The organism is Microcoleus sp. F10-B2 (assembly GCF_036704965.1).
Lineage (GTDB): Bacteria > Cyanobacteriota > Cyanobacteriia > Cyanobacteriales > Microcoleaceae > Microcoleus.
This window is the reverse complement of the sequence record NZ_JAUBTB010000006.1, coordinates 52,640-78,885: the sequence shown is the minus strand read 5'-3', so window position 1 is coordinate 78,885 and position 26,246 is coordinate 52,640. Positions and strand designations below refer to the sequence as shown.

Below are 26,246 nucleotides of genomic sequence, written 5' to 3'. Positions count from 1 at the left end.
CAGTCCGTCAGTCCGGCAGGGGTTGAAACCCCTGCCTCAAAGCTGAAGTCCTCTAAAAGAGGACTAATAGACATCTCCTAAGAAAATTTGGGAAGCCTTGCCGTATGTAGACAAAAACCTCATTTTGGGAGATGTCTAATGAATTATTCAGTCCTCTTTTAGAGGACTTTAGCTATTAGACAGGGAATTCATTCCCTGGCGGACTGGCGGACTGGCGGGCGAGTCCATCAGCTAGAGAATCTTAGCCCAAATAAAAAATGCAAAATTTAACATTTCAACAGCCAAAAACCGAACTTCCGCCCCTAATTCAGCGGGAAATTCTGTTCGGCAACCCCGAAAAAACTAGCCCCAAACTTTCACCAGACGGCAAGTATATCGCCTACATTGCACCCGACGAAAACAACGTCTTGCAAGTGCAATTGCGTACCGTCGGTCAAGCAGACGATCGCCAACTGACAGCCGATAAAAAACGGGGCATCCGCATTTTTTTCTGGACTTACAGCGGCGAAGAACTCATTTATCAGCAAGATATTGATGGTGATGAAAAATGGCATTTATTCTCTGTCAATATCCAGTCAAATCTGGTTCGCGACTTGACACCATTTCAAGGTGTTCGAGCTCATCCGATCGCCCTTGACCGCAACTTCCCTAATGAAATTTTAGTGGAAATGAACATCAGCGATCGACGCAAACACGATGTTTACCGCATCAACCTGCAAAACGGTGCCGTTGAACTCGACACCGACAACCCCGGTAACATCATGGGTTGGACTTGGATTGCTGACGCCCAATTTCAAGTGCGGGCGGCGACAGCCACAAATGCCGACGGCAGTACAGAATTGCTATTTCGAGAAACTGCGGACAAGTCTTGGGAAAGCCTGCGAAGCTGGGGCCCAGACGACGAAGGCGGTGCCGTCATGTTCTCAGAAAACGGCAAAATTCTTTACATCATCGGCAATCACGATGCTAACGCCAAACGTTCGATCGCACTCGACTTGGAAACCAAGCAAGAAAGTTTGATCGCCTCGGACCCAGAATACGATGTCGGCGATATTTTGATACACCCCACCAAGCGAGAGATTCAGGCGGTTTCTTTCTACAAAGACAAGCAAGAGTGGCAAATTTTAGATCAAAGCATAGCAGAGGATTTTGAGGCGATCGGCAAATTCCGTCCCGGCGAATTCGACCTCACCAGCCGCAACCTCGCCGACACTACTTGGCTAATTGCTTACAGGACAGACGACGGCCCAGTCTACTACTATACCTACGATCGCGCTTCCAAAACTTTCACCTTTCTGTTCAGCAACCAACCCAAACTCGAAGGGCTACAACTATCATCAATGGAAGCCATTTCTTACACCGCAAGAGATGGTTTAACCATTCACGGCTACCTGACAAAACCGGTTGGTGTCTCAACACCCGTAGCTACAGTCTTGCTGGTTCACGGCGGCCCCTGGTCGCGCGATACCTGGGGTTACAACTCACAAGCCCAATGGCTGGCAAACCGAGGTTACGCCGTTTTGCAAATCAATTTTCGCGGTTCCACCGGCTACGGCAAAGCCTTTCTCAATGCCGGCAATCGCGAATGGGCCGCTAAGATGCACGACGACTTGCTAGATGGGGTTAATTGGCTGGTAGAAACAGGAATTTCCCAACAGAATAAAATTGCGATTATGGGCGGTTCCTACGGCGGTTATGCCGCCTTAGTGGGATTGACTTTTAGTCCCGATGTTTTTGCCTGCGCCGTCGATATTGTCGGGCCAAGCAATTTGATTACGCTGCTGCAAACTATTCCCCCTTACTGGGAACCGAGAAAAGCAAGTCTGTATCACCGCGTGGGCAATTTGGAAACAGAACCAGAGTTTCTGAAATCGATCTCGCCCTTATCTTTTGTCGATCGAATTCAGAAACCTTTACTCATCGCCCAAGGTGCTAACGACCCGCGAGTTAAATTAGCAGAAAGCGAGCAAATTGTCAATGCCATGAAGCAAGCCGGCAAACCTGTAGAATACGTGCTGTATACAGACGAAGGACACGGATTTGCGCGGCCGGAAAATCGCCTGCATTTTTATGCGATCGCCGAAGAATTCCTCGCCAAATATTTAGGCGGTCGATTTGAACCTGCGGGCAATATTGCCAATCATTCCGGTGTGATAAATCCGCCAACAACTAACAACTGACAATGACCAAAATTATTTTTTTAGATGCCGCCGGTACACTGTTTGACGTTCGCTGCAGCGTCGGCGAAGTTTACCGACAATTAGCCAATAGTTTTGGAGTAACAGTTAATAGTCAAGAGTTAAATGCAGCATTTTCCCAAAGCTTTGCTTCAGCAATTCCGATGGCATTTCCAGGGATAGAATTAGCAAAAATTCCCCAGCTAGAATTTGAATGGTGGCAAGCAGTTGCCGCCAAAGCTTTTCAAATAGCAGGCGTTTTCAACCAATTTTCAGACTTTCCCAAATTCTTTGCCGAACTCTACGCTCATTTTGCCAGCGCCGAACCTTGGTTCGTCTATCCCGACGTATTCCCAGCATTAAATAAGTGGCAGCAACAAGGAATTGAATTAGCAGTAGTATCGAATTTCGATTCCAGAATTTATCCAGTATTAAAAGCACTAAATTTAGCTGAATATTTCACATCAGTGACAATTTCCACCGAAGTTGGTGCAGCAAAACCCGACTCTCAAATTTTTACCGCTGCTTTGCAAAAGCACAACTGCCTTGCAGAGAATGTGTTGCATATCGGCGACAGCTTCAAAGCAGATTATTGCGGCGCTAAAGCCGCTGGATTAAAAGCAATTTGGTTGAACCGAGAACCGGAAAAAGTAGAATTAGGTAAATTGCCTTTAACTGAAACGAAAATAGAACAGTGCAGCAGCCTTGATTATTTAACCTTTTAACTTGATAATTATAAAGATGTCATATTAAGTCCCGTAAATTCACCGTAATGATTGACTGTAATTCCTGTAGGGGCGGGTTCACCAATATCTATGATTCACATCCTGGATATTTGTAAACCCGCCCTGCCCCAAACCGGATGGTTAATTGACAGGATTTGATATCAATTATTCAAATTACCTCGCCCAACCATGAAAAAAACATCGCTGACAACTATATTAACAGACACAATCACCGTGTTTTGGGGAGAATGGTTAGATTTGCGAGTCAGAATCGTGCCAGTTGCCGCCGCTGGTTTAGTATCCCCAATAATTTACATTTTAGCTTTTGGTTTCGGGTTGGGAAGTTCCTTGCCTAAACCTGCAATTGGCGGCAATTATCTAGAATTTATGCTGCCGGGAATGGTAGCACTCTCATCGATGACAGTAAGTTTTACCGGCACAGTATTTTCGATTTGCGGCGAACGCCTTTATACTAAAACATTTGAGGAATTGCTGCTGCTGCCAGTACACCCCCTCGCTTTGCACGCGGGCAAAATGCTAGCAGGAATATTGCGGGGAATGCTGACTTCTGTTTCGGTAATTTTAGTAGCAGTTTTGTTTACTCAAAAGCTAGTCTTTCTGAATCCACTATTTTTGTTAGTAATAATTCTCAACTCTGCTGTATTTGCGGGCATGGGAGTGATAGTAGGTTTAACCGTAAAATCTATCGAATCAGTCGGATTGTACAACAATTTTCTGATAACTCCGATGTCATTTTTAGGAGCAACATTTTTCGACCCAACAACGCTGCCGGTAGCCCTAAAAGGAATAGTTTATCTGTTGCCGCTGACTTATGCCAGCATTGGATTGAGAGCCGCTGCTTACGATCTGGCCAAGTTTCCTTGGTACAGCATCCCCATTTTGTTAGTGGCTGCGATCGCCTTTTCTTTAATCGGTGCCCGCCAGTTTACCACCCAGCAAGACTGAAAAAGCCATTAGTCATCGGTCATATCAACTCCGGTAGCATCGGAATTAATATTACCCACAGTCAGGACACGGCGAGTGCCTTAGTCCCTACAATTAATTGTGGTAGGGACACGGCTTGGCCTTAGTCCCTACACTTCACAAACGTGGAATACGCTGTAATACGGGTTCTGACTCCATAAATGTGGTTATTAGTCATTAACTATCGGCTTAAAAAATATTATAAAGTAACTTATAAATCAACCGAAAAATAGCTGTTGCAGCGATCGCCCCCAAAGCACCCAACCATCCCACAAACAACACGCCAGTGATCGGAGAATTAGGATAAATCGCAACTGCCGCCGTCTGCAAAGCCGGGAAAAACCACAGCAAAGCCAGAGTACCTGCACCAATAATCAACATCTCAGTTTGTTCGATCGCCCTGCGGTACTGGCCGTAAATCAAACCCGCCACGATCGTACCCAACAATCCCACACTCAAGCCTGGAGACGGCAGCAAACTCGTCAGGGCGATCGCCAGCAACCCACCCTCAAAACCCGTAAACGCCGCCCCTCCCAAAACCTCCCAAATAGAAAAAGCCCTTCTCGGCGAAGGTTGCAGGCCAGACGGAGGAGTTGCAGGAACAGGCACAGGAGGCTGCTGAGTCGGCGGTAGCTGCTGAGTCGGTAGGGGAGTCGGAGTCCTGACTGTCGGCGGTGTCACGACCCTCGTAGGCTGTTGAGAATTGTATTTCAGAGCCGCTTCCACCTCCGCTGCCGATTGAAAGCGCTGGCTGGGAGCGGATAATAACATTCGATCGAGAACGTGAGCCAAACGCGAACTTACCTGCACCCGCGAATGCCAATTCCACTCATTTCTGTAACTATCAAACAACTCCGCCGGCTGCAAACCGCTGAGCAAAGTAATGCAAGTCACAGCCAAAGCATACAAATCCGTTGCCGGATAAACTTCTTGCCCGCTCATCTGTTCTGGCGGAGCATAACCCAAAGAATAAATCCCAGTCGAAGCTTTTGCACTCCCAACACTTTGTGTTACTTGTTTAACAGCCCCAAAATCTAATAAATAAAGCCGACCGTTTTTACCCCGCATAATATTAGCAGGTTTAATATCCCGGTGAATCGAACCGCGAGAGTGCACAAAATCGAGAACCTTCAAAATTTCCCGCAGCACCTCCACCGTCTGGGTCTCCGAAAACTTGCCTTTAACAGCTAGTTCATCCTCCAAATTTTCACCGTCAATAAATTCTTGAACCAAATAGAACAACTGATCGTTTTTTCCCGGCTGCAAACTCGCAACAGTCAGCTCAAAAAAAGCCAGCAAACTCGGAATTTGCGAATGTTCGTTTCCCAGTTCTTCCAGCACCGCCGCTTCCCGTTCAAACAGAGTTTGAGCGATTTTTAGCTGTGGCGGAGTCAGACTTGCCGACGGCTGCAAAAGTTTAGCAACGCACTGCCGCATCGCCGGAGTATAACGGTCTCTAGCCAAAAATGCCGCCCCAAAACCGCCTTGACCCAACAACCTCACGGGCAAATAGCGCCCGCTCAAAATCAGGGGCATCCCGCAAGTCGTGCAAAATTTTTGCTGCACCGTTTTGAGCAGCGAACTGTCATCGAGGTCGGGAAAATAATTTTGAGGGCGCGGGCAGCCCGGGCGGGTGCAGTAAACTTCCATTTTTGTTTGCTAAGAAGAGGGAAGAGGGAAGAGGGAAGAGGGAAGAGGGAAGAGGGAAGAAAAAGCGATTGTTAAATCAGATTCCAATTTCTCAACTAACCGCGAACTGCTAACAACAGGCGACCTAATAGATTAATTTCCCGCCGAGTTGGGAGTTGCTATTTCTATGAATCCCAAATCGAGCGCCGGAGGTTCTTTCTTCTCCATAATGGTGGAATAAGTAGCAAAGGAAGGCAAAATTTCATTACTGAAAGCCTCGGCAGCTTTAGAACGGTAGCGGTTGGGGTTGTAAATTAGCGACAAAATCCGAGTTACTACAACTTCATCCATTTGAGATTTGTGCAAAACACCCATGAGCAACTCTTTTTCGATCGCCGAAACCGAGACAAAAGCAGCTCCCAGCCCCGACTGAACGGCATTTTTAATTGCTTCGATCGAATTTAGTTCCATCTCGATTTTCAAGCGGCGCGTGTCAATGCCGCAGCGAGTCAGTACCTGATCGATTACTTTACGGATAGTAGACTGCGAATCGAGGGATATAAACTGCAATTTGTAAAGGTCTTCTTTTTGGATAGTTTCTTGTTCTACCATCGGGTGAGATGGAGGGAGAATCAGAGCCAGTTCGTCCTCAGCGTAAGGAACAATTTCTAAAGCTTCTACAAGTTCGGTAGGAATTTCTCCGCCAACAATTGCCAAATCGATTTGCCCGTTGGCCACACTCCACGCCGTGCGGCGAGTCGAGTGAACGTGAAGCTGTACTGCTACATCCGGGTACTTTTGCCGAAACATCCCGATCATCCGGGGCAGCAAATACGTCCCGGTTGTTTGAGAAGCGCCGACAATCAAAGTACCGCCTTGGAGATTTTGCAAGTCTTCTAGAGCTCGACAAGTTTCCTGGCAAAGCGATAAAATTTTCTCGCCGTAACTCAGCAGCAGGTGTCCGGCTTCGGTCAGTTGCGCCCGCCGCCCCCCCCGGTCAAACAGCGGCACGTCCAACTGTCTCTCTAAGTTTTGCACCTGCAAGCTAACTGCTGGCTGGGATACATAGAGGCTGTCCGCGGCGCGTTTGAAGCTTCCTTCAGAGGCGATCGCCTTGAGAATGCGTAACTGGTCTAAAGTGAAAGGAAGGTCAGACATATATCTAAATTTTCAGTTGTCAGTTGTCAGTTGTCAGTTGTCAGTTGACTGTTGACTGTTGACTGTAGGCAGCGAACAGCAAACAGCGAACAGTCAACAGCGAACAGTCAACAGCGAACAGCGAACAGTCAACAGTCAACAGCGAACAGTGAACAGTTAACTGACTGATAACCGCTGAATGCTCCCATAGATACTTTGTGACACAAATTGGCCGAGAATCAATAACTTTTCTTAATATTTGCAATGACGATCGATTTGGCGCTCGACTCCCACTTAGTTATTCTGGGCCTGTTACTGGTTTTTGCGATCGCCCACAGCGGTTTAGCAGCCCTCCGGCCCAAAGGTGAAAAGCTGATCGGGCCGAGACTTTACCGGGTTTTGTTTGCCCTTGTCAGTTTGCCGCTAGCCGTCATTCTGATTGTCTACTTTTTCAACCACCGCTACGACGGCCTGCAGCTTTGGCAAGTACAGGGAGTACCCGGAGTTAAACCCGCAGTTTGGATACTTTCGGCAATTTCCTTCCTGTTTCTGTACCCAGCAACTTTCAACCTCCTAGAAATTGCCGCCGTCCAAAAGCCCCAAGTTCACCTCTACGAAACTGGCATCATTCGCATCACCCGTCACCCGCAAATGGTGGGACAGGTGATTTGGTGCATTGCCCACACCCTGTGGATTGGCACTAGCTTTACCCTCGTCACTTCCATCGGTTTGGTACTTCACCACCTGTTCGGAGTGTGGCACGGCGACAGACGACTTCAAGCTCGTTTTGGAGAATCCTTTGAAACCATCAAATCTCGAACCTCAATAATTCCATTTTCGGCAATCCTACAAAAGCGTCAAACCCTTGATTTGCTTGAGTTTTTGCGCCCTTCCTACGTAGGTGTAGTCATTTTTACGGGCCTGCTGTGGGAAATTCATCCTTTTTTGATGCGTGTAACTAAGAACATATACTGGTAGCATGATCCCTAGGATAGAAAAAAAATTATTAAATTTTGAGGGATCATGGTGTTGTCGGTTAGCGAACGCACTTTTGCACAAGAGGTGTTTCAAGCCTCTACCCCCGTTTTAGTCCACTTTTCGGCTCCTTGGTGCGGTTTGTGCCGCGCGATCGACCCCACGCTTAAGACTTTTGAGGCACAGTGGGCAGAAAAAGTCAAGCTGGTTGGGGTGAATGCCGATCAATGTTTCAAGTTGGCCCACACTTATCGGCTGACAAGTCTGCCCACACTGATTTTGTTTGAAGGCGATAAAGTTCGATTTAGATTGGAAGACTACCAAGGACGCGAGGAACTGCGGCGGACTCTCGATTCCTGGATGCTGGTGACTCAACTTTCTTCCCGAGCTCAACGCCTGCAACCGGAAGCAGTTAACAGGTAACGGCTGCAAGTTATTCGGCTTTTAGGTAGAAAGCAGAAGCAATTCCTGATTTGTCGATCGGCCACCACCAGGGCCAAATCTCGCAGTCCTGAACGCAGAAACAGTTTTTTACAAAAATATTAGGTGCAGCGCGAGAGTATAGGTTAAAAAACCCGGTTTCTTGATTCCTGTCCGTCCAAGACAGTCTGGATTTGTGAATCTATATTTTGGTAGAAATTTAAGGGGAACTAGATCGATCGGCTCGATCGGGAAAATATTCAGTAGGTCTCAAGCATTGTCGATCGACAATGCTTGAGAATTACAACAAGTATTTCTGCCCAGTCGCGCAGGCGTGTGTCACAATTGTTTACAGTTTTGGCAATATCTAGTAGAAACTTTAAACTACCTATCAGTCATGGAACTGCTTTATCAATACGCTTGGCTGATTCCAGTCCTGCCGCTGGCAGGCGCAATGCTAGTAGGTCTAGGCTTGATCACCTTTAACCAGGCAACCAACAAACTCCGACAAGCGAATGCGATATTAATCGTCTCCGCGCTCGGAGGGTCAATGGTACTCTCTTTCGCATTGCTGTGGAGTCAACTACAGGGCCACGCACCCTACACCCGCACTATTCAGTGGGCTTCTGCAGGCGACTTCTCGCTGAATATGGGCTATATTATCGACCCGCTGACGGCGGTAATGCTGGCGATCGTCACCACGGTCGCCTTTTTGGTGATGATTTACACCGACGGCTACATGGCTCACGATGACGGGTACGTGCGCTTTTACGCCTACCTGAGCATCTTCAGCGCCTCGATGTTGGGTCTCGTAGTCAGTCCGAACATCGTTCAGATTTACATTTTTTGGGAACTCGTAGGTATGTGTTCGTACCTGCTAGTCGGATTTTGGTACGATCGCAAACCCGCTGCTGACGCTTGCCAAAAAGCTTTTGTCACCAACCGCGTCGGCGACTTCGGCCTGCTGCTGGGCATCCTCGGCATTTACTGGGCCACGGGCAGCTTTGAATTTAGCGTGATGGGCGAACGCCTGCACTCCTTAGTCGAATCCGGCGCCCTCAGCGCAACTCTGGCGACAATCTTCGGCGTCCTCATATTTTTAGGGCCAGCAGCCAAATCCGCTCAATTCCCCCTCCATGTCTGGCTGCCAGACGCCATGGAAGGCCCGACACCGATTTCGGCCTTAATCCACGCCGCGACAATGGTAGCCGCCGGCGTATTTCTGATCGCTCGGATGTACCCAGTGTTTGAAGGGCTGCCGGCAGTCATGAATTTGATCGCCTGCACCGGCTGTTTTACGGCATTTATGGGTGCTTCGATCGCGATTACCCAAAATGACATCAAAAAAGGCCTCGCCTACTCAACCATCTCCCAACTCGGCTACATGGTGATGGCAATGGGCGTCGGCGCTTACAGTGCCGGACTTTTCCACTTGATGACTCACGCTTATTTCAAAGCGATGCTGTTCCTGTGTTCAGGTTCAGTCATTCACGGGATGGAAGCAGTTGTAGGCCACAACCCCGCACTCGCTCAAGATATGCGAGTCATGGGCGGGTTGCGGAAATATATGCCGATTACCGCTTCTTGCTTCTTAATCGGAAATTTGGCAATCTGCGGAATTCCGCCGTTTGCCGGTTTTTGGTCAAAAGACGAAATCCTCGCCAGCGCCTTCGCAGCAAATCCCGCTTTGTGGGCTGTTAGCTGGCTGACGGCCGGGATGACCGCGTTTTATATGTTCCGAATGTATTTCAGCACCTTTGAGGGCGAATTCCGGGGCAATGACAGCGCCATCAAGCGGCAACTCCTGCAACCCGGGGTTGTTTTTGGCCCGGGAGCGATGAACGTTAAGGAATTGGCATCAACTGGCGACAGTCACGATGAGCACGACCATTTGCCTCACGAATCTCCTCTGACAATGGCTCTGCCGTTAGTGTTGCTGGCAGTACCTTCTGTGTTTATCGGTTTTCTCGGTACGCCGTTTGCCAATTATTTCGAGCAGTTTGTTCGCGCTCCGGGCGAGTCTCTCGAAGAAGTTTTGGAACACGCTGCTGAGTTCAATTTGACGGAATTTCTAATCATGGGCGGGAGCTCTGTAGGTATTGCTTTGCTGGGCATTACTTTGGCTTCTCTGATGTATTTGAGCCGTAAAATTGACGCAAGTGCGATCGCCCAAAAAATCAAACCGCTTTACGAGTTCTCCCTCAACAAGTGGTATCTCGACGATATCAACGATTTTCTCTTCGTCAAAGGCAGCCGCCGTTTGGCGCGGCAAGTCATGGAAGTTGATTTGCGGGTTGTCGATGGTGCAGTCAACCTGACCGGTTTGGTCACGCTAATTACCGGCGAAGGTTTGAAATACTTTGAGAGCGGTCGCGCTCAATTTTATGCCCTGATTGTGTTTGTGGCTGTTCTGGGTTTTGCGATCGTTTCTGGAGTCGGTTAAATCTGTAGGGAAACGGGAGTGTCTTTTAGTGTCAACAAACAGGTAAAACCCATAGTCCGACAGGAAATTCATTCCCTGTCTCAAAGCTAAAGTCCTCGCTATGAGGACTGAAGAACTCCTTAAACCTCTGATTGTGGAACAGGCCCGAAAGCCTGTTCAATACTGGCTTTTTTGGAGATATCTATTAGTCCTGTTGAGAGGACTTTCGCTATTAGCCAGGGGTTTCAACCTCTGGCGGACTGGCGGACTTGCAGATGTTGGGATCAATTTTACACGCTTTGGGCATTGCCGTATCCCCACTAGGAGATATTTGAAGAAATGGTATTAGCTCAATAACTCACCCTAGACAATTAGCAAATAGAAATAAATCTTTTATTAAAATTCACTGTTGCGATCGGATAATTTGTCCAAAGAATAGCAAAAAAATTTGTTCCGTATAAAGAAAGTATAAAATTTAGGCTAAAATTGCAAAAAGGTGTTTAAACCTAATAACTGATGGATCATTTTAAAACGCAATGGATACAGCTAACTTTCCTTGGTTAACAACAACAATTCTGTTTCCCATTGCTGCGTCCTTGCTGATTCCTTTAATTCCCGATAAGGATGGCAAGACGGTGCGGTGGTATGCCCTAATTGTGGGTTTGATCGATTTTGCCCTACTTGTTTACGCTTTTTACACTCATTACGACTTCAGCAATCCAGATTTGCAACTGGTAGAAAGCTATACTTGGGTGCAGCAACTCGATTTGAAGTGGTCGGTGGGTGCTGACGGTTTATCGATGCCCCTGATTTTGCTGACAGGTTTTATTACTACGCTGGCTACTTTAGCAGCTTGGCCGGTCACATTTAAACCGAAGCTTTTTTACTTTTTGATGTTGGTAATGTACGGCGGCCAAATCGCAGTTTTTGCCGTGCAGGATATGTTGCTCTTTTTCCTGGTTTGGGAACTGGAATTAGTCCCGATTTATCTGATTTTGTCAATCTGGGGCGGCAAGAAGCGCCTCTACGCAGCAACTAAGTTTATCTTATACACCGCAGGCGGTTCGCTGTTTATTTTGCTGGGCGGGCTGACGATGGCGTTTTACGGCGATACTGTGACTTTCGATATGCGGGCGATCGCAGCTAAAGATTACAGCACCAATATACAATTGCTACTGTACACAGGTTTCTTAATAGCTTACGGCGTCAAGCTGCCAATTTTTCCACTGCACACTTGGCTCCCTGACGCTCACGGCGAAGCAACCGCACCCGCCCACATGTTGCTAGCAGGAATTCTCCTGAAAATGGGCGGCTATGCTTTGCTGCGGATGAATGCGGGAATGCTCCCCGATGCTCACGCTGTCTTTGCACCCATCTTGGTAATTTTGGGTGTGGTAAATATTGTTTACGCCGCCTTAACTTCTTTTGCTCAGCGCAATTTGAAGCGGAAAATTGCTTATTCTTCGATTTCGCACATGGGGTTTGTGCTGATCGGGATAGCTTCGTTTACCGATTTGGGAATTAGCGGTGCAATGCTGCAAATGGTTTCGCACGGTTTAATCGGGGCGAGTTTGTTCTTCATGGTAGGATGCACTTACGATCGCACTCACACGCTCATGCTGGACGAAATGGGCGGTGTCGGGAAGAAAATGCGTAAGGTTTTTGCAATGTGGACTGCTTGTTCTATGGCTTCCTTAGCTTTGCCGGGAATGAGCGGTTTTGTAGCAGAATTGATGGTGTTTGTGGGTTTTGCAACGAGCGATGCTTACAATCCCGTGTTTAAGGTTTGCGTGGTATTTCTAGCTGCTGTCGGGGTGATTTTGACTCCGATTTACCTGCTGTCTATGCTGCGTGAAATCTTCTACGGCCCTGAGAATAAGGAATTGGCGGAACACGAAGAATTGGTGGATGCGGAACCGCGAGAAGTGTTTATTATTGCGGCTCTATTAGTGCCGATTATTGGCATTGGTTTGTATCCGAAGATGCTGACTCAGGTTTATGATGCGACTACTCTACAGTTGACTGCAAAGTTGCGCGATTCTGTGCCGTCGCTTGTGGCGAAGGCTGCTGCGGATAAAACTGTGTCTCTGCGTGCTCCGGCGATCGAGCCGAGTAAGTTGTAATTTGAACTGGATTTAGGAAGAAAACCCCCAAACCATTTTAGAAATAGGGTTTGGGGGTTTTCTGTTTTTGTTGATAGACAAATCCGGGAAACTTGGGTTCTCAAGTAATCTGGAGTTGGGTTTGATCGACAAAGCGGGTATGCGGTCAAGGAAGTAGAATAAAGATATTACTGCAAATCCATACTTCTATCAGCGAGAGGAAGTGTCATGTCTGATAAAACGGCAGCGAAAAAAACCGAGGCAGATAAGTTGCTCTCACAGGGGTTTTTCAGTTCTAGCCCATTTTTTCGTTCATTTCAGTCCACAAGCTCAACGCAACATAGCCTCAATTCTTTACAACGAGCATTAATGCTTTATCGGGAGGTAGATGTTCGCAAGGAATTTCCCCAGGAAAGTCGCAAAGGTGAAGCAGATGCTCTGTATAATCTTCACTTTTCATATCAAAGATTAGGACAGCATCAAGATGCGATCGCTTACATACAAGAGGCGATCGCCATCTACCAAGAAATTCATCATCGGGAAGATGAAGCAAAATCACTGGAAACCCTAGCCTCACTCCATTCAGACTTACAGCAATATCAGCAAGCAATTGAGTACCTGACTCAGGCTGCTGATGTGTATCACGTGTTTGATGCAGATCGAGAATGCAATGTTCTCAACCGTCTGGGTGTGACGTATGTGATGTCCGGTAAACTGGAAGAAGCAGCCTTGAATTATGAACGGGCAATTGAAGTGGCTAAAAAACTTGGCAGCGCAGATGCGCAACTCATGCCACTCAGAAATTTAGCAGCTATTTACAGTAATCAAGGAGATTATCCTCAAGCCAATGCGTCTTGTGAGCAGGCTTTGATGTTGGCTAGGCAAATCGGTAATTTGCGAGAGGAAGCCAAAACGCTTTATGCGCTGGGGGAATTACACTACAAACACAATCAAATTCAGTTGAGTGTTAATTTTTTTCAGCAAGCTCTTGCAGTCTGGCGTGAGTCAGGTGAGCAAGCTCCAGAAACCACCATACTGGCAGATTTGGGTACGGCTTATACTCAACTGGGACAACACTCACAGGCGATCGCAGTTTTTCAACAGGCAATAGCGATTGCCCAGGAGAATGGGAATCATCAGGCTCAATTGGATTGCTCGTATCGCCTAGCAGAAGCATACTTTGCAGCAGCACAATACCCAAAGGCGATCGAGATTTACCAACAGTTACTCAGTTTTGCCCAGACGGAAGGAAATTTACAATCAGAGGCAGGAATGTTTCTGTCTCTCGGTGTAAGTTACTCACGCCTCAACCAGTCTGCTCAAGCCTATGAGTGCTATCAAAAAGCACTACCGATTTATCGCTCGTTAGGAGAACGGAGAGGTGAAGCGAATTGTTTATATAACCTTGGGATGTACTATGTTGCGATGAATGAATACAATCGCGTTCTTGAAAATATTCAACAAGCTTTAGATATTTATCGAGATATTGGCGATCGCGAATCCGAGTTAAAATTGCAAGAGTTAATCAATAAATTCAGCCAAGCACAGAAGGCTCAAGATCTAAAATCTAAGCAATGGTGGCCGTTTTCGAGGTAGTTGAGCGTTATTGTTCTACGGAAAGTGCGATATTTGTCAAGGGCGATCGAAGTGTTAGACCGCAAGCAACTACAGTATAATGAATCGTTATGCCGTGTGAGTTGTCTTTTGAGGCATAGTTGTAAGATTGCTGGTGGGTAACGAATATTTATGAGCGATTCAGAAGCATTTTCACCCAACTACATTACTGCACGAGAGCGATTTCGAGCAGCATCTTCATCTTTGGGTTATCAGCACACAGCCTATCCAATTGATCAGGTTAGTCCAACTGGTGAAGAATTAACTATTGATGTGGCTATCGGTGGTTCTTCCAACCCACGACGATGTGTAGTCATTTCTAGTGGCTTGCATGGAGTAGAAGGCTTTTTGGGTTCGGCAATCCAACTTACGTTGTTAGAAAAGCAGCAACTTCTCACATCGTTGTCACCGGATATTAAGGTTGTACTTATTCATGCTCTGAATCCTTATGGTTTTGCATGGCGACGACGTTGGAATGAAAATAACATAGACTTAAACCGTAACTTTTTATTGTCTGAAGAAGTTTTTGATGGCAGCCCAAAGGATTATCCTAAATTCAATTACTTTCTCAATCCAACTTCACCTCCATCACGCTTTGAACCTTATATTATTCAAGCTATATGGCTAATATTGAGATATGGAATGACCAGTTTGAGAAACACTTTTCCTGTAGGGCAATACGATTTTCCAAAGGGACTTTTTTTTGGTGGTCATGCTGCATCCAAAACTCAAGAGATTCTAGCTAGCAATTTGCCCCAATGGATTGCTAATGCTTCAGAGGTACTGCATATTGATTTCCACACAGGTTTAGGACGATCGGGAACTTATAAGCTTTTGCTTGACGCATCTGCAACATCAGAATCTTGTTCAAGACTAGCTCAACGATTTGGAGCGGAAACAATAGAAGCGAACAGCACAGAAGGTGTGTCATATCCCATTCGCGGTGGATTAAAAACTTGGTGCCAAGCTCTTCTACCAAAGTGTCGCTATGATTTACTAACAGCAGAATTCGGTACTTACTCGACGATTCAAGTCTTGAAGGCATTGCGGGCGGAGAATCGTGCTTACTGGTGGGGTAAGTCACATCAGAAATATGAATGGACAAAAGACCAGTTGGTAGAAATGTTTGCACCCATATCTCGAAAATGGCGAGAACAATGCTTAACTCAAGGAGTTGATGTTTGTAAACGAGCCTTGATTGACTGAAGGAGTTGCGACGGTAAGCGATCGCCCTACTCAATACTTCAAAATTACCATTTGGTCGATCGCCCTTCAATTCGGTGCGTAAGCGTTGCCCTCGAAGAGGATCGCTCTTGGGGTTTCTAGCGTTAAGTTTATTGGTGGGTATTCTGCATCAAGTTGGATGGAGACATTTTTACACTTGGCAAATTATATTTGGTCGCCGAAAGCTGTGCAACCATTTCTGCACGAGACGAAACCTCAAGCTTACGGAACATTCGCTTCAAAGCTTGCTTCACCGAATTCTCAGTAATCCAAAGTTCCCTCCCGATTCCTGCGTTGGTTCGCCCCAAAGCAACCAATTCGGCAATTTGCAATTCACGAGGCGTTAGGCGTGAGGTATTGAAAGGTTGGTGCTGCGATTCCCTACGGGATAGCTTCGCTGCGCGTACTGTTGCAGCCCAAACAGACAAATGCAAACAGATCGCACTCAAATCGGCTAGATTTTCTGTATCGAAGGCGGGCATTGACTGATCGCGGGTGCAACCCACTACACCCATTAATTGACCGCGACTGACGATCGGCCCCGCCATCACGTGCCAATGATCGGGTCGGGGACAAATTATTGTCCAAACCTTGGGTGATGATGTCACTAATGCTTCATGGACAGGAGCATGGCGCTCCACTAAATAACGTGCAACAGGATTGTGTTCGATCGATAGCGCAACTTTCAATGTTTTCTGAAAATTGCTATCTGCTAAAGGAAGTCGATCGAAGAAAAAGATTCCCGATCGTTTAGCTGCAAAATACTCACCGATTTTGGGCACGATTTGCGATCGCAGCTCTTGTTCGTCCTTCACCTGGTCGATCGCTTCAAATAAAAGCTGCAAGGGACTTGTCATGGTCATGGTGTCAACCGATTTTAGATTTTAGATTTTAGATTTTAGATTTTAGAATTGACCCCACGGATCAATCCGGGGCCTTGTAACCAAATTGCTTGATTGTCAAAAAGAGTACCCGATCGAGGTCTGGAAGCATTGCAATACTCAGTTTATATTACCCTTATAATCTCAACAACAACTTGACATGACCACAGATTTGGAACTCGACAGCGATCCTACACCTTGGATGCCGAGCGGCTTTTATGTGACTTCAATCATCTTTAATGTCTGCTTGATTGCTCAGTTATTAACTGTTGGAGTTGCTTACTTCAATAATCCTGCATGGTGGGATATTCATGTTTGGCTAGTGCGAGGGTACAGTGGGCTGTCATTAGTATTACTGGGATGGTCGTTTCTCGCCCCATTCTCACGCAGAATACGACATCTCGCCACAAGTTTGCCAGTGCTGCTTGGACTACAATTTTCCAGCATTCATCTCAAAACTCCTCTTCACTTAGAGGTACTTCATCCTCTGATTGGATTTGCGTTGCTCTATGTTTCTTCCAGCCTTGTACATCACATATCGCGTACTTTATCGTCCAGCAACTATCAAAATAATCAAATTTGAGAGGTAGAAATGACGCAAGATGCAATCTTCAGTCCCTTCTTTGCAACAGTGTTTCTAACATTCTTAGTCTGGGCGTATATGTACATCCGCCGTATCAGTTTTATCACCAGTATAAAGCTCAGCCCGAATGAACTTGCTGTACCGGGTACACTGGCGCAAATCTCGCCACCAAGCGTATCCAATCCATCGGACAACCTCAAGAACCTGTTCGAGATTCCGATACTTTTCTATGCGCTTGTCCTATATCTGTTCATCACAAAGCAGGTGGATACAGTGTATGTGAACGCCGCGTGGGTCTTCGTGGTGTTTCGTACATTGCATAGTGCTGTTCATTGCACATTCAATCTCATCATACTTCGGTTCTACCTCTACCTATTTGCCACGCTCGCGGTGTGGTTCATCGCGATCCGCGCAGCCATTATCCACTTTGGCACGTAGGTACGCTATTACCGTGGGTCGATCGCTCTTCATTTCGGTATGGCGATCGCACTTGCGGGTTTCTATCCTTATTGTTATACGGAGAGTGCGATCTTTGGACTCGGGCGATCGCGCTTCTAAGATTCTTACGGCTTCAGATCGAGCAGTTGGGGGTAATTGACACTCCGATCGATTCTTGTACCGCCTCAGATTGTTTGAGGGCTGCACTGAACGCGAAGTGGTTAAGATTCAGCAGCGATGGGGAATGCTGAAATTGTTTGTTGCCGAATGGGGATCTGAATCACAAACTCAGTACCTGAGCCAGGTGTAGAAAAACACTTAATTTTACCGCCATGTTTTTCAGTGATGATTTGATAACTAATTGACATCCCCAAACCCGTACCTTTACCGATGGGTTTGGTGGTGAAAAAGGGGTCAAAAATGCGCTGCTTCACTGTGTCTGGCATACCAATTCCGTTGTCAGCGATCGCCACCTCCACCCATCGATCGTCGATCGCAGAAGTCCGAATCGTAATCTGGTTCGGGGTGGCTTTAAGCTCCTGATAGGAGCGTTTGGCATTCATATCGTCCAGGGCATCCAAAGCATTGACCAAAATATTCATGAATACCTGATTGAGTTGTCCGGGGAAACATTCCACCTTGGGCAATGTGTCATAGTCTTTGATTACTACCACGGCTGGACAATCCGATCGATCTTTGAGCCGGTGTTGCAAAATCAGCAAAGTGCTCTCAATTCCCTCATGGATATCAACATCTTTGAAGTCTGCTTCATCCATGCGAGAAAAATTTCGCAACGAGACGACAATATCGCGAATTCGATCGGTGCCTACCTTCATAGAGGACACGATTTTTTGGATATCTTCAGTGAGGAATTCCAAGTCGATTTCCTCTGCCATTGCTTGCACGTCTGGATCGTTGCTGGGATGGCGCTGTTGATAGAGTTCGATCATCCGCAGCAGATTTTGGGTGTATTCGTCCAGGTGCGTGAGATTACCGTGGATGAAGTTGACCGGGTTATTGATTTCATGGGCAATTCCCGCCACCAACTGTCCCAAGCTAGACATTTTTTCGCTTTGGATAACTTGCATCTGGGCTTTTTGCAGTTCGTTTAGAGTCCTCTCCAATTCTTTAGCTTGCGCGGTTGAGGAAATTGCTAGTTCTTCGATCGCAGCAACCTGGGGCAGAGTTGTCCAGCAAGCAATCGCTACTCCCACAAATGCCAGCGTCATCAACACAATAATCATCAGATAGGGATTGTTGGTTCCGACTTCTACCCGCAGCCAGGATCTGATCAGCCAACTGATTGTCGCTGCACTGCAAATCAGCGCAATCAAAACTCCGATCTGAAGCACTACAAAATCTTCGTTTTCAGGATGGTTCAGCGGCTTGGCATGGAGTCGATCCCACCACGGTAAGTGCAAAGGTGCCCAAGGAATCCGCCGAATTGCAGCGTCGATCGCGATCGCTGCTAACGGCAACAGCAACCCGAGGCCAAAATCCATCCATCCCCAGGCAACACCACCCACCACCAGGGAAATGAACTCCACCACCAGCAATGCTAAGGATAGTCGCCCCCAACGCACGACTGGATCGTGGCGCTGCATCCACAGCCCCAAGTGCAACCCCATGATAGAAATGAAAAAACTCACCCCTGACACCACGACAATTCGAGTGGTGTTGCCCCAGACTAAAAATCCTAAACTACAGATAAAGGTTAGCAGCAGCGCGGGTTCTAGGGAACCCCGACGGGACGCTGCGCCAAACACTGGAGACAACAGCCCATCCTGCGCGAGTTGGAAAAGGATGCGGGGCGTATTGCAAACGCTAGTCGCAGATCCCAACAAACAGCTAGCGGCAACCAGCAATGTGACTGTGACAGGGGCCGCGTCTCCCCAGAAAGGCTTGGCAGCCGCCAGGAAATTGCCGTACAAATTGCCTTCTAAACCGGGATCTGTTGCCAACTGCAACAACACTAAACTGCCACCGACAAACACCAGAGGCATGAACCAGGCAACCCAAGACAGCGCCTTGATGGTGTTTTTTGGGTGGAGACTGTCTGCGACAAAGGATGAAGCTGTGTCGCAGCCACAGAAGCTATAAGCGGCAAACAAGTACCATTTCAGCCAGTCCCGGACACTGATGGCATCAATGCTGCTGGGCAAGAGTCCGGGGCTTTGGGGCTCCAAGGCAAGCCAGCCTAAACCCTGAACGCAGAAGAGGAGTAAAAAGCCGATCGAAGGAAAGACAAAAAACAGGTGCAGAATGGCGACGGCGCGGGTGCCACTGAATGCTACAAAGTAAGCGATCGCTGTAAAACCGATCTCAAACACTTTTTCTGGAACATTCAGCCCCATCGGTTCTAAATGGAATTGGATCAAATCTGTGATGACGATCGCATTAATGGCCGGAAAAGAAACCCACCCCAAGTAGTAGGCAATCCCCAAGTAACGGGAAAGGGCAGGGTAACGATGCAGCAGTCGCGTGATGTAATTTGGTGTTCCCCCAGATACATCTGGATATTTCTCACCCAAACTCTGAACTTGAAGGTTAAACAGAATTCCGACGATCGCACCAGGAATCCAGACCAACAGCGATGCGGAGCCAATTTCTGCTTGCATCGACGGCGCTAAGGTAAACCACATCAGATATCCAACCACACTAAACCCCCAAGCTTCCGCAGAGGACATGGTGCGCCGGAGGCGATTCAGAAATGGCACGCGATCTATTTCCATAACAAGCAGATAGGAGTAATCTTATTGTGATCCAAGTGTAATTGCCACAATCAAGAAAAAGAACAAATACCTAGTGTTTCCTTCTAGGGATGAAAAGTTTCAGCTCGATCTAATGTAGCGGTGGAAGATTGAGGCGCAATCAGTTGAGGTTATTAGCGATCGCACTCTTGAGCAAAACAACTCGTTGGAACTGATATCTTGCACCAGTTGCAATCAGCCTTTCACTCGAAGGGCGCTCCTGTCCACCCCACAATAAAATTCACTTACTTTTTGTAGAACAGGTCGAAAAGCCTGTTAAGCGAGAAAAGTGCAATATCTCAGTTGAAACGGACTCAATAGAGTCTTTTCACTTTGTTTAATGTGCCGTTAGCTAGCGATCGCGATCGCAATACCGAATACTTTAAAAATACCAGTAGAGCGATCGCTATTCTATTCGGTGCGATCGCCCTTTTAGTCTTTACCCTTAATTTTTATAGTTTCTATACTTGCTAGAATAAAATCGAATACTAACCGGACTGCAACTCATACTAAAAACCGTCGAAGGCATTTGCATCACTTGCCAAATAATCCTATGATTGTTCATCATGATCTTGATGATTGTTTCATTCTTATAACTCAGTTAATATGCGATCGCTTGTCTTGAGTCTAGGTCTCATGTGTTTAGCCACCCCCGCTTTTGCCACAACCTGCGAGGAAAGCTTTCAAAAAAAGGGGGACTTTTTGAATGGTGCCGCCTTTTCTGCACGTGTTCAGGTTGAGGGGTTATCGATAGAGAGAGCATTTTCCCAATTACGACCAATTTTGGCGCGCGAGGGCATCAAGACTCTCAGCACGGATGTGAACTTAGGTGTAATGAAAGCCGAAAATCCCGCAACAGCATTTCAGCGTGCTTTGCCAATTGACGTATTTGCCTCAATGGAGGGCAATCTATTAAATGTTGAAATGATCTTTACCCTTCCGAGTGGGGTGGGTGCAAGTAAAGACACGGTGAAGGGATACTTGTGCGGCGCACTAAATCAATTGTTGCCCCAAACTACAAAGTAATATGCAATCATTCATTTGATGAATTGTAGTTTCCCACACTCGATCGCCCTACCGAATACTTCAAAATTACCGGCGCGCGATCGCACTTGGGGTTTCTAGCCTGATTGTTATGCGGAGAGTGCGATCTTTATCAAGGGCGATCGCGCTGCTTGCGAGTTGTGATTCGATCGGGTTTTAGGAAGAAAACCCCGAAACCACGATTTTTAAATTAGTTTGAGGGTTTTTTATTTTTTTGGGGTGATCGAGACAAATCAGGGAAACTTTTTTCCGTAAAGTTATCGGTGAGACAGTTCTTTGTAGGCGATCGGTGAGACGATCGCTCTTGAGAAGTTTTTCAAAGAGTGATGCAAAGATGAGTATAACTAGGATATTCAGCAGTTCTAAATTTTTTCAACCGAGTGATGGAGAGCCTGTTCGTTCGATCGTTACCGAATCTAAGGATGCTGTCGTTGTCGCCTGGTATATCAAGCCAGGTCAGGCAATCCCCGCGCACATCCATCCCAACGGGCAAGACACTTGGACTGTTTTAAGCGGGAAGGGAGACTACTATTTGGATAAAGCAGGCACTACGAAGTCGATCGCTGCTGGGGATGTTGTAGTCGCTCATACCGGATGTGTACATGGAGTATTCAACAACGGTGATGAGCCGTTGGTTTTTATCTCAATTGTGACACCAGCCGATGCGGGGTATCAACTTGTCTCGTTAGAAAACTCTTTTGCTATCCATCCTTAATTATTCAATCTACCGGGTTGTATTCATCAATCAGGTTGAAAAAATAAAAGCATTTTTAGATCCATGAAATGGTAGATTCAATATCTTTACGGAATCAAATTAGATAAAGCTATTCTCTGGTGCTATCTCATTTGGTATGTTGTAGTAGTTTTTTTTCATTTCGATCCTTCGGTTAATATCTGGATTAATTCACTTGGTATAAGTGTGGTAATCGGTACGGGTCTGATGCTAAGTGTTTCCTCTAGTAAAGGCAAAAGAGATGATTGGCAGACATTCAGGTTATATCTCATGCCCTTTTGTGTCTCAAGCTTCTCTGCCTTGATCGAAGAGCAGGGATTTATCGTATTCATATCACCAAATATCACCGAAACAATAGTGGCAGTATCATGCTGTGGTCTATTCTTATCACTTATTTTCGCAATCAAAGCCTTCAAAAATAAAGTTATTTAGCGGTAATACAAAATTGGTTAAAGCAGCAGAAATAGGGCATTTTAGGTGGAAATTACCCCGATCGCCTTTAAAGACGATCGAGCTTATAGAATTATTACGCCCCGATGAAGCGATTGAATGGGTTATTGAAATCGCTTTCTTAGTTTTTAGTGGGATAGTTATTTGAGTGCAATCGCTTTTTAGTTTGGGCGATCGCCAAGTTGTACTATACTAGCCTCTGTAAAGCAATTACCAATATCCCCAGACGCATATCGACGGTAAGCGGGTTGCTAAAATCGGTCGATCGGGCTGGCATTTTTTGCCCTCAAATCGCTTTATTTGGATTAATTGGCGTTTTAAATTCTGCCTTCTACTTTCTCCCTTGGGGCTACACAAGCGGGGGGTAATGCCCTCCCTAGCGTCAATTGTCAATAACCAATTATGAATTGTTAGTCTTCCTTGAGGAAGCCAAAAAGATATATCATAACCTTAACCGGATCATTTCTTCCCAGATATGTTCTACTGTTCTAATCCCAGGTGCTCTAATCCTTTCAATCCCGACAACTCTAAATTTTGTCAAAGTTGCGGAGCTCAAGGCCTCAACCCTCTATTCAGAAACCGCTACCGCGTGATTCGACTGTTGGGCGAAGGGGGATTTGGCAGAACTTATGAAGCGGTAGATACCGATCGAATGGACGATCCGTGCGTAATCAAGCAGTTTGTACCCCAATTTCAAGGAACCTCGGCGCTTAAAAAAGCCACAGAATTGTTTAAGGCAGAAGCGAAACGACTTTACGAACTCGGCGAACATCCCCAAATTCCTCGATTAATTGCTTATTTTGAACAAGACCAGCGACTTTATTTAGTACAAGAGTTGATTGAGGGGCAAACTTTACTAGCAGAATTAACTCAGCAGGGTGTTTTTAGCGAAGAAAAAATTTGGCAGTTACTGGCAGATATTTTGCCGATTCTGAAATTTGTGCACGATCGCCATGTCATTCACCGAGACATCAAACTTGAGAATATCATGCGCCGCCGCACCTCTGTTAGCTCATCCCTGCCCAAGGCGGGAAATTTTCGCAATTCAGCTTTCCGAAGGGGAGGGCGCGGAGAGTTAGTTTTGATAGATTTCGGCATTTCCAAACAAGTGACGGGCTCGCTGATGAGCAAAGTAGGCACAACTGTAGGAACTCCCGGATATTCGCCGGTAGAACAAATGCGCGGTCAAGTTTTCCCCGGAAGCGATTTGTACAGTTTGGGAATAAGTTGCCTGAGACTGCTAACTCAATGTTTGCCAAAAGTTGACGGTTCCGATGACCTTTACGACCCGATAAATGGCGGCTGGATTTGGAGAGAACGGTTGCCCGCAGGCACAAAACTCAGCAGCAAGTTGACAAAAATTTTAGATAAGTTAATTCAAGATTATCTCAAAAATAGATATCAATCTGCTGATGAAGTAATCAAAGCTTTAAATCTCTATTCTTTACCTCCCCAACCCCCTTTTGTCAAGGGAGGACAACTTGCTTTAAATTCTGCTGTGACCAAGGGAGGGCCACTTGCTTTAAATTCTTCTGTGACAAAGGGAGGGCCACTTGCTATTAATACTCCGCTCAATCAAAGCGGGCAAATCAATAGCAGTATCTCTGTCAATCCTAGGGAAAAATCCAACACCAATCCGCCTCATAACAAGGCATCGCAGAGAATTGCGGCTGTCAAAAGCACTTTTGAATTTCAGGTAGTGACAGTAGACAAGCGCGGGCAGCCAACTAACCTTAACAGTGGCAAAGCGCGTTTTTTTGAAGAACCTCTCGGTAACAGTACAGTCCTGGAAATGGTATCTGTTCCTGGCGGTACTTTCCTGATGGGTTCCCCAAAAAATCGGGGTGACAGCGACGAAAAACCCCAGCACCCAGTAACTTTAGCATCTTTCTATATTGGCAAATTTCCAGTCACTCAGGCCCAGTGGAAAGCAGTTGCGGCACTGCCGCAAATTAAAATATTTCTCAATCCAGATACAGCCCGTTTTAAAGGTGCAAATCGACCTGTAGAAAATGTATCTTGGTATGAGGTTGTGGAGTTTTGCGCTAGACTTTCTCGCAAAACTGGTAATAATTATTGCTTGCCTAGCGAAGCCCAATGGGAATATGCTTGCCGGGGGGAAACTATGACACCGTTTCACTTTGGGGAAACGATTACCAGCGAGTTAGCAAATTACAACGGAAGTTCTAATTACGCTGAAGCGCCGAAGGGAATTTATCGCTTTCAAACGACAGATGTTGGCAGTTTTCAACCTAATGCTTTCGGATTGTACGATTTCCACGGAAATGTTTGGGAATGGTGCGCGGATTCTTGGCACAATAATTATAACGGTGCGCCTGCTGATGGCAGCGTTTGGGAGTCTGACGGGGACTCTTCGCTGAGGTTGTTGCGGGGCGGTTCTTGGAACGATCATCCTCCGAATTGTCGCAGCGCGTGTCGGCTCAGATATCAGCCGGATTGCAAGGCTAGTATTGTGGGTTTTCGAGTAGCTGTTTGTTTTGAGTGATCAGAGTCCAAGGGCAATTATTTATCGCGTTCAAAAATCGCCCACCTTTGTAACTCTAGAAGAAATGACCCAAAATTTAGCACTATTAATTTCGCTAGCAATTGAAGTTCCAACTGTTCTGCTGTTAGCACAGCTTATGGAACCAAGACCTGACAAAAAGCTGCTCTTGCTGCTAATCTGCGCTGGCATTGCTACTCTTGTAACTCATCCCCTAGCTTGGATCGGCTCCCAAATGCTGATTCCCTATTTGAGATTTCCAGAACGAGCAGGATCGATCGAAATCATTGTGACGATCGCGGAAGGGGCTTTCTACGCGCTAGTAGGTAAAATAGGCTGGCGGCAAGGACTTTTTCTGTCAGCAATTGCTAATGCCACCTCTTTCTTCGGCGGCTTGGCTATCTACCAACTGCTTTAACTTCGATGAACCCTGTTTCCGCAGGACAAACTATAGCCAGCAACAAAATGGGAATTTCTAACCAAGCATGAATAGCAGCTACCAACGAGTAAACGCTGCGAGTACCTGTAAAAGATTGAGTAAAAGCCACAAATAAAAGTGTTCCCAAGATAGCAACTGTCCCGCGAAACAGCCAGCCCCTTTGCCAAGGAAAGAAAGTGCGAGCTTTTGCCCAACTCGCAGCATCATCCCAGTGAGGCAGTACGCCGAGAACAACCGCATAGTGCATACACTGAAGGAACACGGCGGCAGAGAAAGCTCGGTCGCCCATAGCTTCCCCGTGCAGCTCTGGAGGTACAAATACGCCCAAGTGAGAGGAAAGTGACCCTGCTTTCAGCAGCGAAACTGAGGGAGATAGCAGATGAAGTTGAGCTAAGGCGGCGTGTGGCAAGCCGGAAAGAATTAGCAGCGGTATGGTAACAAAAACTAGCAAACAGCAGCATAAAGCGCGCTGTCGCCGTTCGCCTCGTAGTCTTTCGGCGATGAAACCAACTGGTGTTAGGTTGTGCAAGATACTAAAAACCAACAGCAACATAGCAGGCGCGATCGCAATGCCTGCCGTCACTCCCGCCACCACTGCTATGCCAAAAGCACCCCACAGCCAACTACGCAAGGCGAGTTTAGGAACGACTAATCCTGCTAGGCACGCAACGCAAGTTAATTCTAAAGGTGCGATCTGCAAGCTAGAAATCAAGCCCAGCATAAAGCAGGTGCGGAAGCTAACAATTAGCAGCAGGAGCCAAATCATCCCCAAACGTAAGTTGTTTCCCAGGCGAGAATTAAAACGACCATCAACATAGCGCAATTCGGTGATGACGTGAGCTAGTCCAAACATTGCCAGGGCGATCGTGTAAGTTGCTAGTGGCAAAGCAACTGATATCAGAGCGCAGGCTAGCACAAGCACAATTGCTGCTGTTAGCACCAACTTATGTCTTGGCGGTAAGGTTTCCATCGTCTCCATGAGGTGCAAGGATTGCTATAGCAAGAACGGATAGCAT

Annotated in this window: 21 protein-coding genes; 16 read left to right on the top strand and 5 right to left on the bottom strand. The window is 46.6% G+C overall.

Annotated elements, in window-relative coordinates:
- Window positions 1-257: 257 nt before the first annotated feature.
- The 3 genes from QUA99_RS04010 to QUA99_RS04000 all read left to right on the top strand — a co-directional run bounded on the left by QUA99_RS04010 (window position 258) and on the right by QUA99_RS04000 (window position 3,868).
- Window positions 258-2,180 (top strand): S9 family peptidase, encoded by a 1,923-nt coding sequence (locus QUA99_RS04010; protein WP_333234856.1) that lies wholly within the window; start codon window positions 258-260, stop codon window positions 2,178-2,180.
- A gap of 2 nt (window positions 2,181-2,182) precedes the next feature.
- A complete protein-coding gene (locus QUA99_RS04005; protein WP_333234855.1) occupies window positions 2,183-2,902 on the top strand; it encodes an HAD-IA family hydrolase in 720 nt (239 codons plus the stop codon).
- Window positions 2,903-3,091: 189 nt separating this feature from the next.
- Window positions 3,092-3,868, top strand: coding sequence for an ABC transporter permease (locus QUA99_RS04000; protein ID WP_333234854.1), 777 nt, complete (start codon window positions 3,092-3,094; stop codon window positions 3,866-3,868).
- Between the two features lie 207 nt (window positions 3,869-4,075).
- Here QUA99_RS04000 and QUA99_RS03995 read toward each other — a convergent pair whose 3' ends face one another.
- Together QUA99_RS03995 and QUA99_RS03990 are read right to left on the bottom strand one after the other, a co-directional pair.
- Window positions 4,076-5,536, bottom strand: a complete 1,461-nt coding sequence (locus QUA99_RS03995) for a serine/threonine-protein kinase (RefSeq protein WP_333234853.1) — start codon at window positions 5,534-5,536, stop codon at window positions 4,076-4,078.
- Between the two features lie 132 nt (window positions 5,537-5,668).
- Window positions 5,669-6,673, bottom strand: coding sequence for a LysR family transcriptional regulator (locus QUA99_RS03990; protein ID WP_333234852.1), 1,005 nt, complete (start codon window positions 6,671-6,673; stop codon window positions 5,669-5,671).
- Between the two features lie 243 nt (window positions 6,674-6,916).
- On the opposite strand from QUA99_RS03990, the gene QUA99_RS03985 reads away from it, so the two are divergent.
- From QUA99_RS03985 to QUA99_RS03960, 6 genes are all read left to right on the top strand, one after another.
- Window positions 6,917-7,630 carry an NnrU family protein gene (locus QUA99_RS03985; RefSeq protein ID WP_333234851.1) on the top strand — a complete coding sequence of 238 codons (714 nt, stop codon included), beginning with the start codon at window positions 6,917-6,919 and terminating at the stop codon, window positions 7,628-7,630.
- A gap of 45 nt (window positions 7,631-7,675) precedes the next feature.
- Window positions 7,676-8,050: a thioredoxin family protein gene (locus QUA99_RS03980; RefSeq protein WP_333234850.1), complete on the top strand. Its 375-nt coding sequence runs from the start codon at window positions 7,676-7,678 to the stop codon at window positions 8,048-8,050.
- Window positions 8,051-8,444: 394 nt separating this feature from the next.
- Window positions 8,445-10,490 (top strand): NAD(P)H-quinone oxidoreductase subunit 5, encoded by a 2,046-nt coding sequence (locus QUA99_RS03975; protein ID WP_333234849.1) that lies wholly within the window; start codon window positions 8,445-8,447, stop codon window positions 10,488-10,490.
- Between the two features lie 515 nt (window positions 10,491-11,005).
- Window positions 11,006-12,592 (top strand): photosynthetic/respiratory NAD(P)H-quinone oxidoreductase subunit D1, encoded by a 1,587-nt coding sequence (gene ndhD1 / locus QUA99_RS03970; protein ID WP_445250976.1) that lies wholly within the window; start codon window positions 11,006-11,008, stop codon window positions 12,590-12,592.
- A gap of 348 nt (window positions 12,593-12,940) precedes the next feature.
- Complete coding sequence (locus QUA99_RS03965; RefSeq protein WP_333234848.1) at window positions 12,941-14,167, top strand: tetratricopeptide repeat protein; 1,227 nt, start codon at window positions 12,941-12,943, stop codon at window positions 14,165-14,167.
- A 150-nt stretch (window positions 14,168-14,317) separates the two neighbouring features.
- Window positions 14,318-15,391: a M14 family metallopeptidase gene (locus QUA99_RS03960; protein ID WP_333234847.1), complete on the top strand. Its 1,074-nt coding sequence runs from the start codon at window positions 14,318-14,320 to the stop codon at window positions 15,389-15,391.
- A gap of 128 nt (window positions 15,392-15,519) precedes the next feature.
- Here the strand turns inward: QUA99_RS03960 and QUA99_RS03955 are convergent, their stop codons facing one another.
- Window positions 15,520-16,266, bottom strand: a complete 747-nt coding sequence (locus tag QUA99_RS03955) for a LuxR C-terminal-related transcriptional regulator (RefSeq protein ID WP_333234846.1) — start codon at window positions 16,264-16,266, stop codon at window positions 15,520-15,522.
- 184 nt (window positions 16,267-16,450) lie between these two features.
- Here QUA99_RS03955 and QUA99_RS03950 point away from each other — a divergent pair, with 184 nt between their 5' ends.
- Together QUA99_RS03950 and QUA99_RS03945 are read left to right on the top strand one after the other, a co-directional pair.
- Window positions 16,451-16,873 (top strand): DUF6220 domain-containing protein, encoded by a 423-nt coding sequence (locus tag QUA99_RS03950; RefSeq protein ID WP_333234845.1) that lies wholly within the window; start codon window positions 16,451-16,453, stop codon window positions 16,871-16,873.
- A gap of 9 nt (window positions 16,874-16,882) precedes the next feature.
- Window positions 16,883-17,311: an MAPEG family protein gene (locus QUA99_RS03945; RefSeq protein ID WP_333234844.1), complete on the top strand. Its 429-nt coding sequence runs from the start codon at window positions 16,883-16,885 to the stop codon at window positions 17,309-17,311.
- A 221-nt stretch (window positions 17,312-17,532) separates the two neighbouring features.
- Here QUA99_RS03945 and QUA99_RS03940 read toward each other — a convergent pair whose 3' ends face one another.
- Window positions 17,533-20,043, bottom strand: coding sequence for an ATP-binding protein (locus tag QUA99_RS03940; RefSeq protein ID WP_333234843.1), 2,511 nt, complete (start codon window positions 20,041-20,043; stop codon window positions 17,533-17,535).
- Between the two features lie 351 nt (window positions 20,044-20,394).
- Between QUA99_RS03940 and QUA99_RS03935 the strand changes: the two genes are divergently transcribed.
- The 5 genes from QUA99_RS03935 to QUA99_RS03915 all read left to right on the top strand — a co-directional run bounded on the left by QUA99_RS03935 (window position 20,395) and on the right by QUA99_RS03915 (window position 25,209).
- The gene (locus tag QUA99_RS03935; protein ID WP_333343114.1) at window positions 20,395-20,535 is read left to right on the top strand and encodes a hypothetical protein; all 141 of its coding nucleotides are present in this window, start codon (window positions 20,395-20,397) and stop codon (window positions 20,533-20,535) included.
- A 228-nt stretch (window positions 20,536-20,763) separates the two neighbouring features.
- Entirely contained in the window at window positions 20,764-21,087 is a 324-nt protein-coding gene (locus QUA99_RS03930) for a hypothetical protein (protein ID WP_333343113.1), read from the top strand.
- A 352-nt stretch (window positions 21,088-21,439) separates the two neighbouring features.
- On the top strand, window positions 21,440-21,820 hold the full coding sequence (locus tag QUA99_RS03925) for a cupin domain-containing protein (protein WP_333234841.1): 381 nt from the start codon (window positions 21,440-21,442) through the stop codon (window positions 21,818-21,820).
- Between the two features lie 943 nt (window positions 21,821-22,763).
- Window positions 22,764-24,794 (top strand): bifunctional serine/threonine-protein kinase/formylglycine-generating enzyme family protein, encoded by a 2,031-nt coding sequence (locus QUA99_RS03920; protein WP_333234840.1) that lies wholly within the window; start codon window positions 22,764-22,766, stop codon window positions 24,792-24,794.
- Window positions 24,795-24,858: 64 nt separating this feature from the next.
- Window positions 24,859-25,209 (top strand): hypothetical protein, encoded by a 351-nt coding sequence (locus tag QUA99_RS03915; RefSeq protein WP_172186522.1) that lies wholly within the window; start codon window positions 24,859-24,861, stop codon window positions 25,207-25,209.
- Here the strand turns inward: QUA99_RS03915 and QUA99_RS03910 are convergent.
- On the bottom strand, window positions 25,190-26,200 hold the full coding sequence (locus QUA99_RS03910) for a hypothetical protein (protein ID WP_333411371.1): 1,011 nt from the start codon (window positions 26,198-26,200) through the stop codon (window positions 25,190-25,192). The genes QUA99_RS03915 and QUA99_RS03910 overlap by 20 nt on opposite strands.
- Window positions 26,201-26,246: the final 46 nt, after the last annotated feature.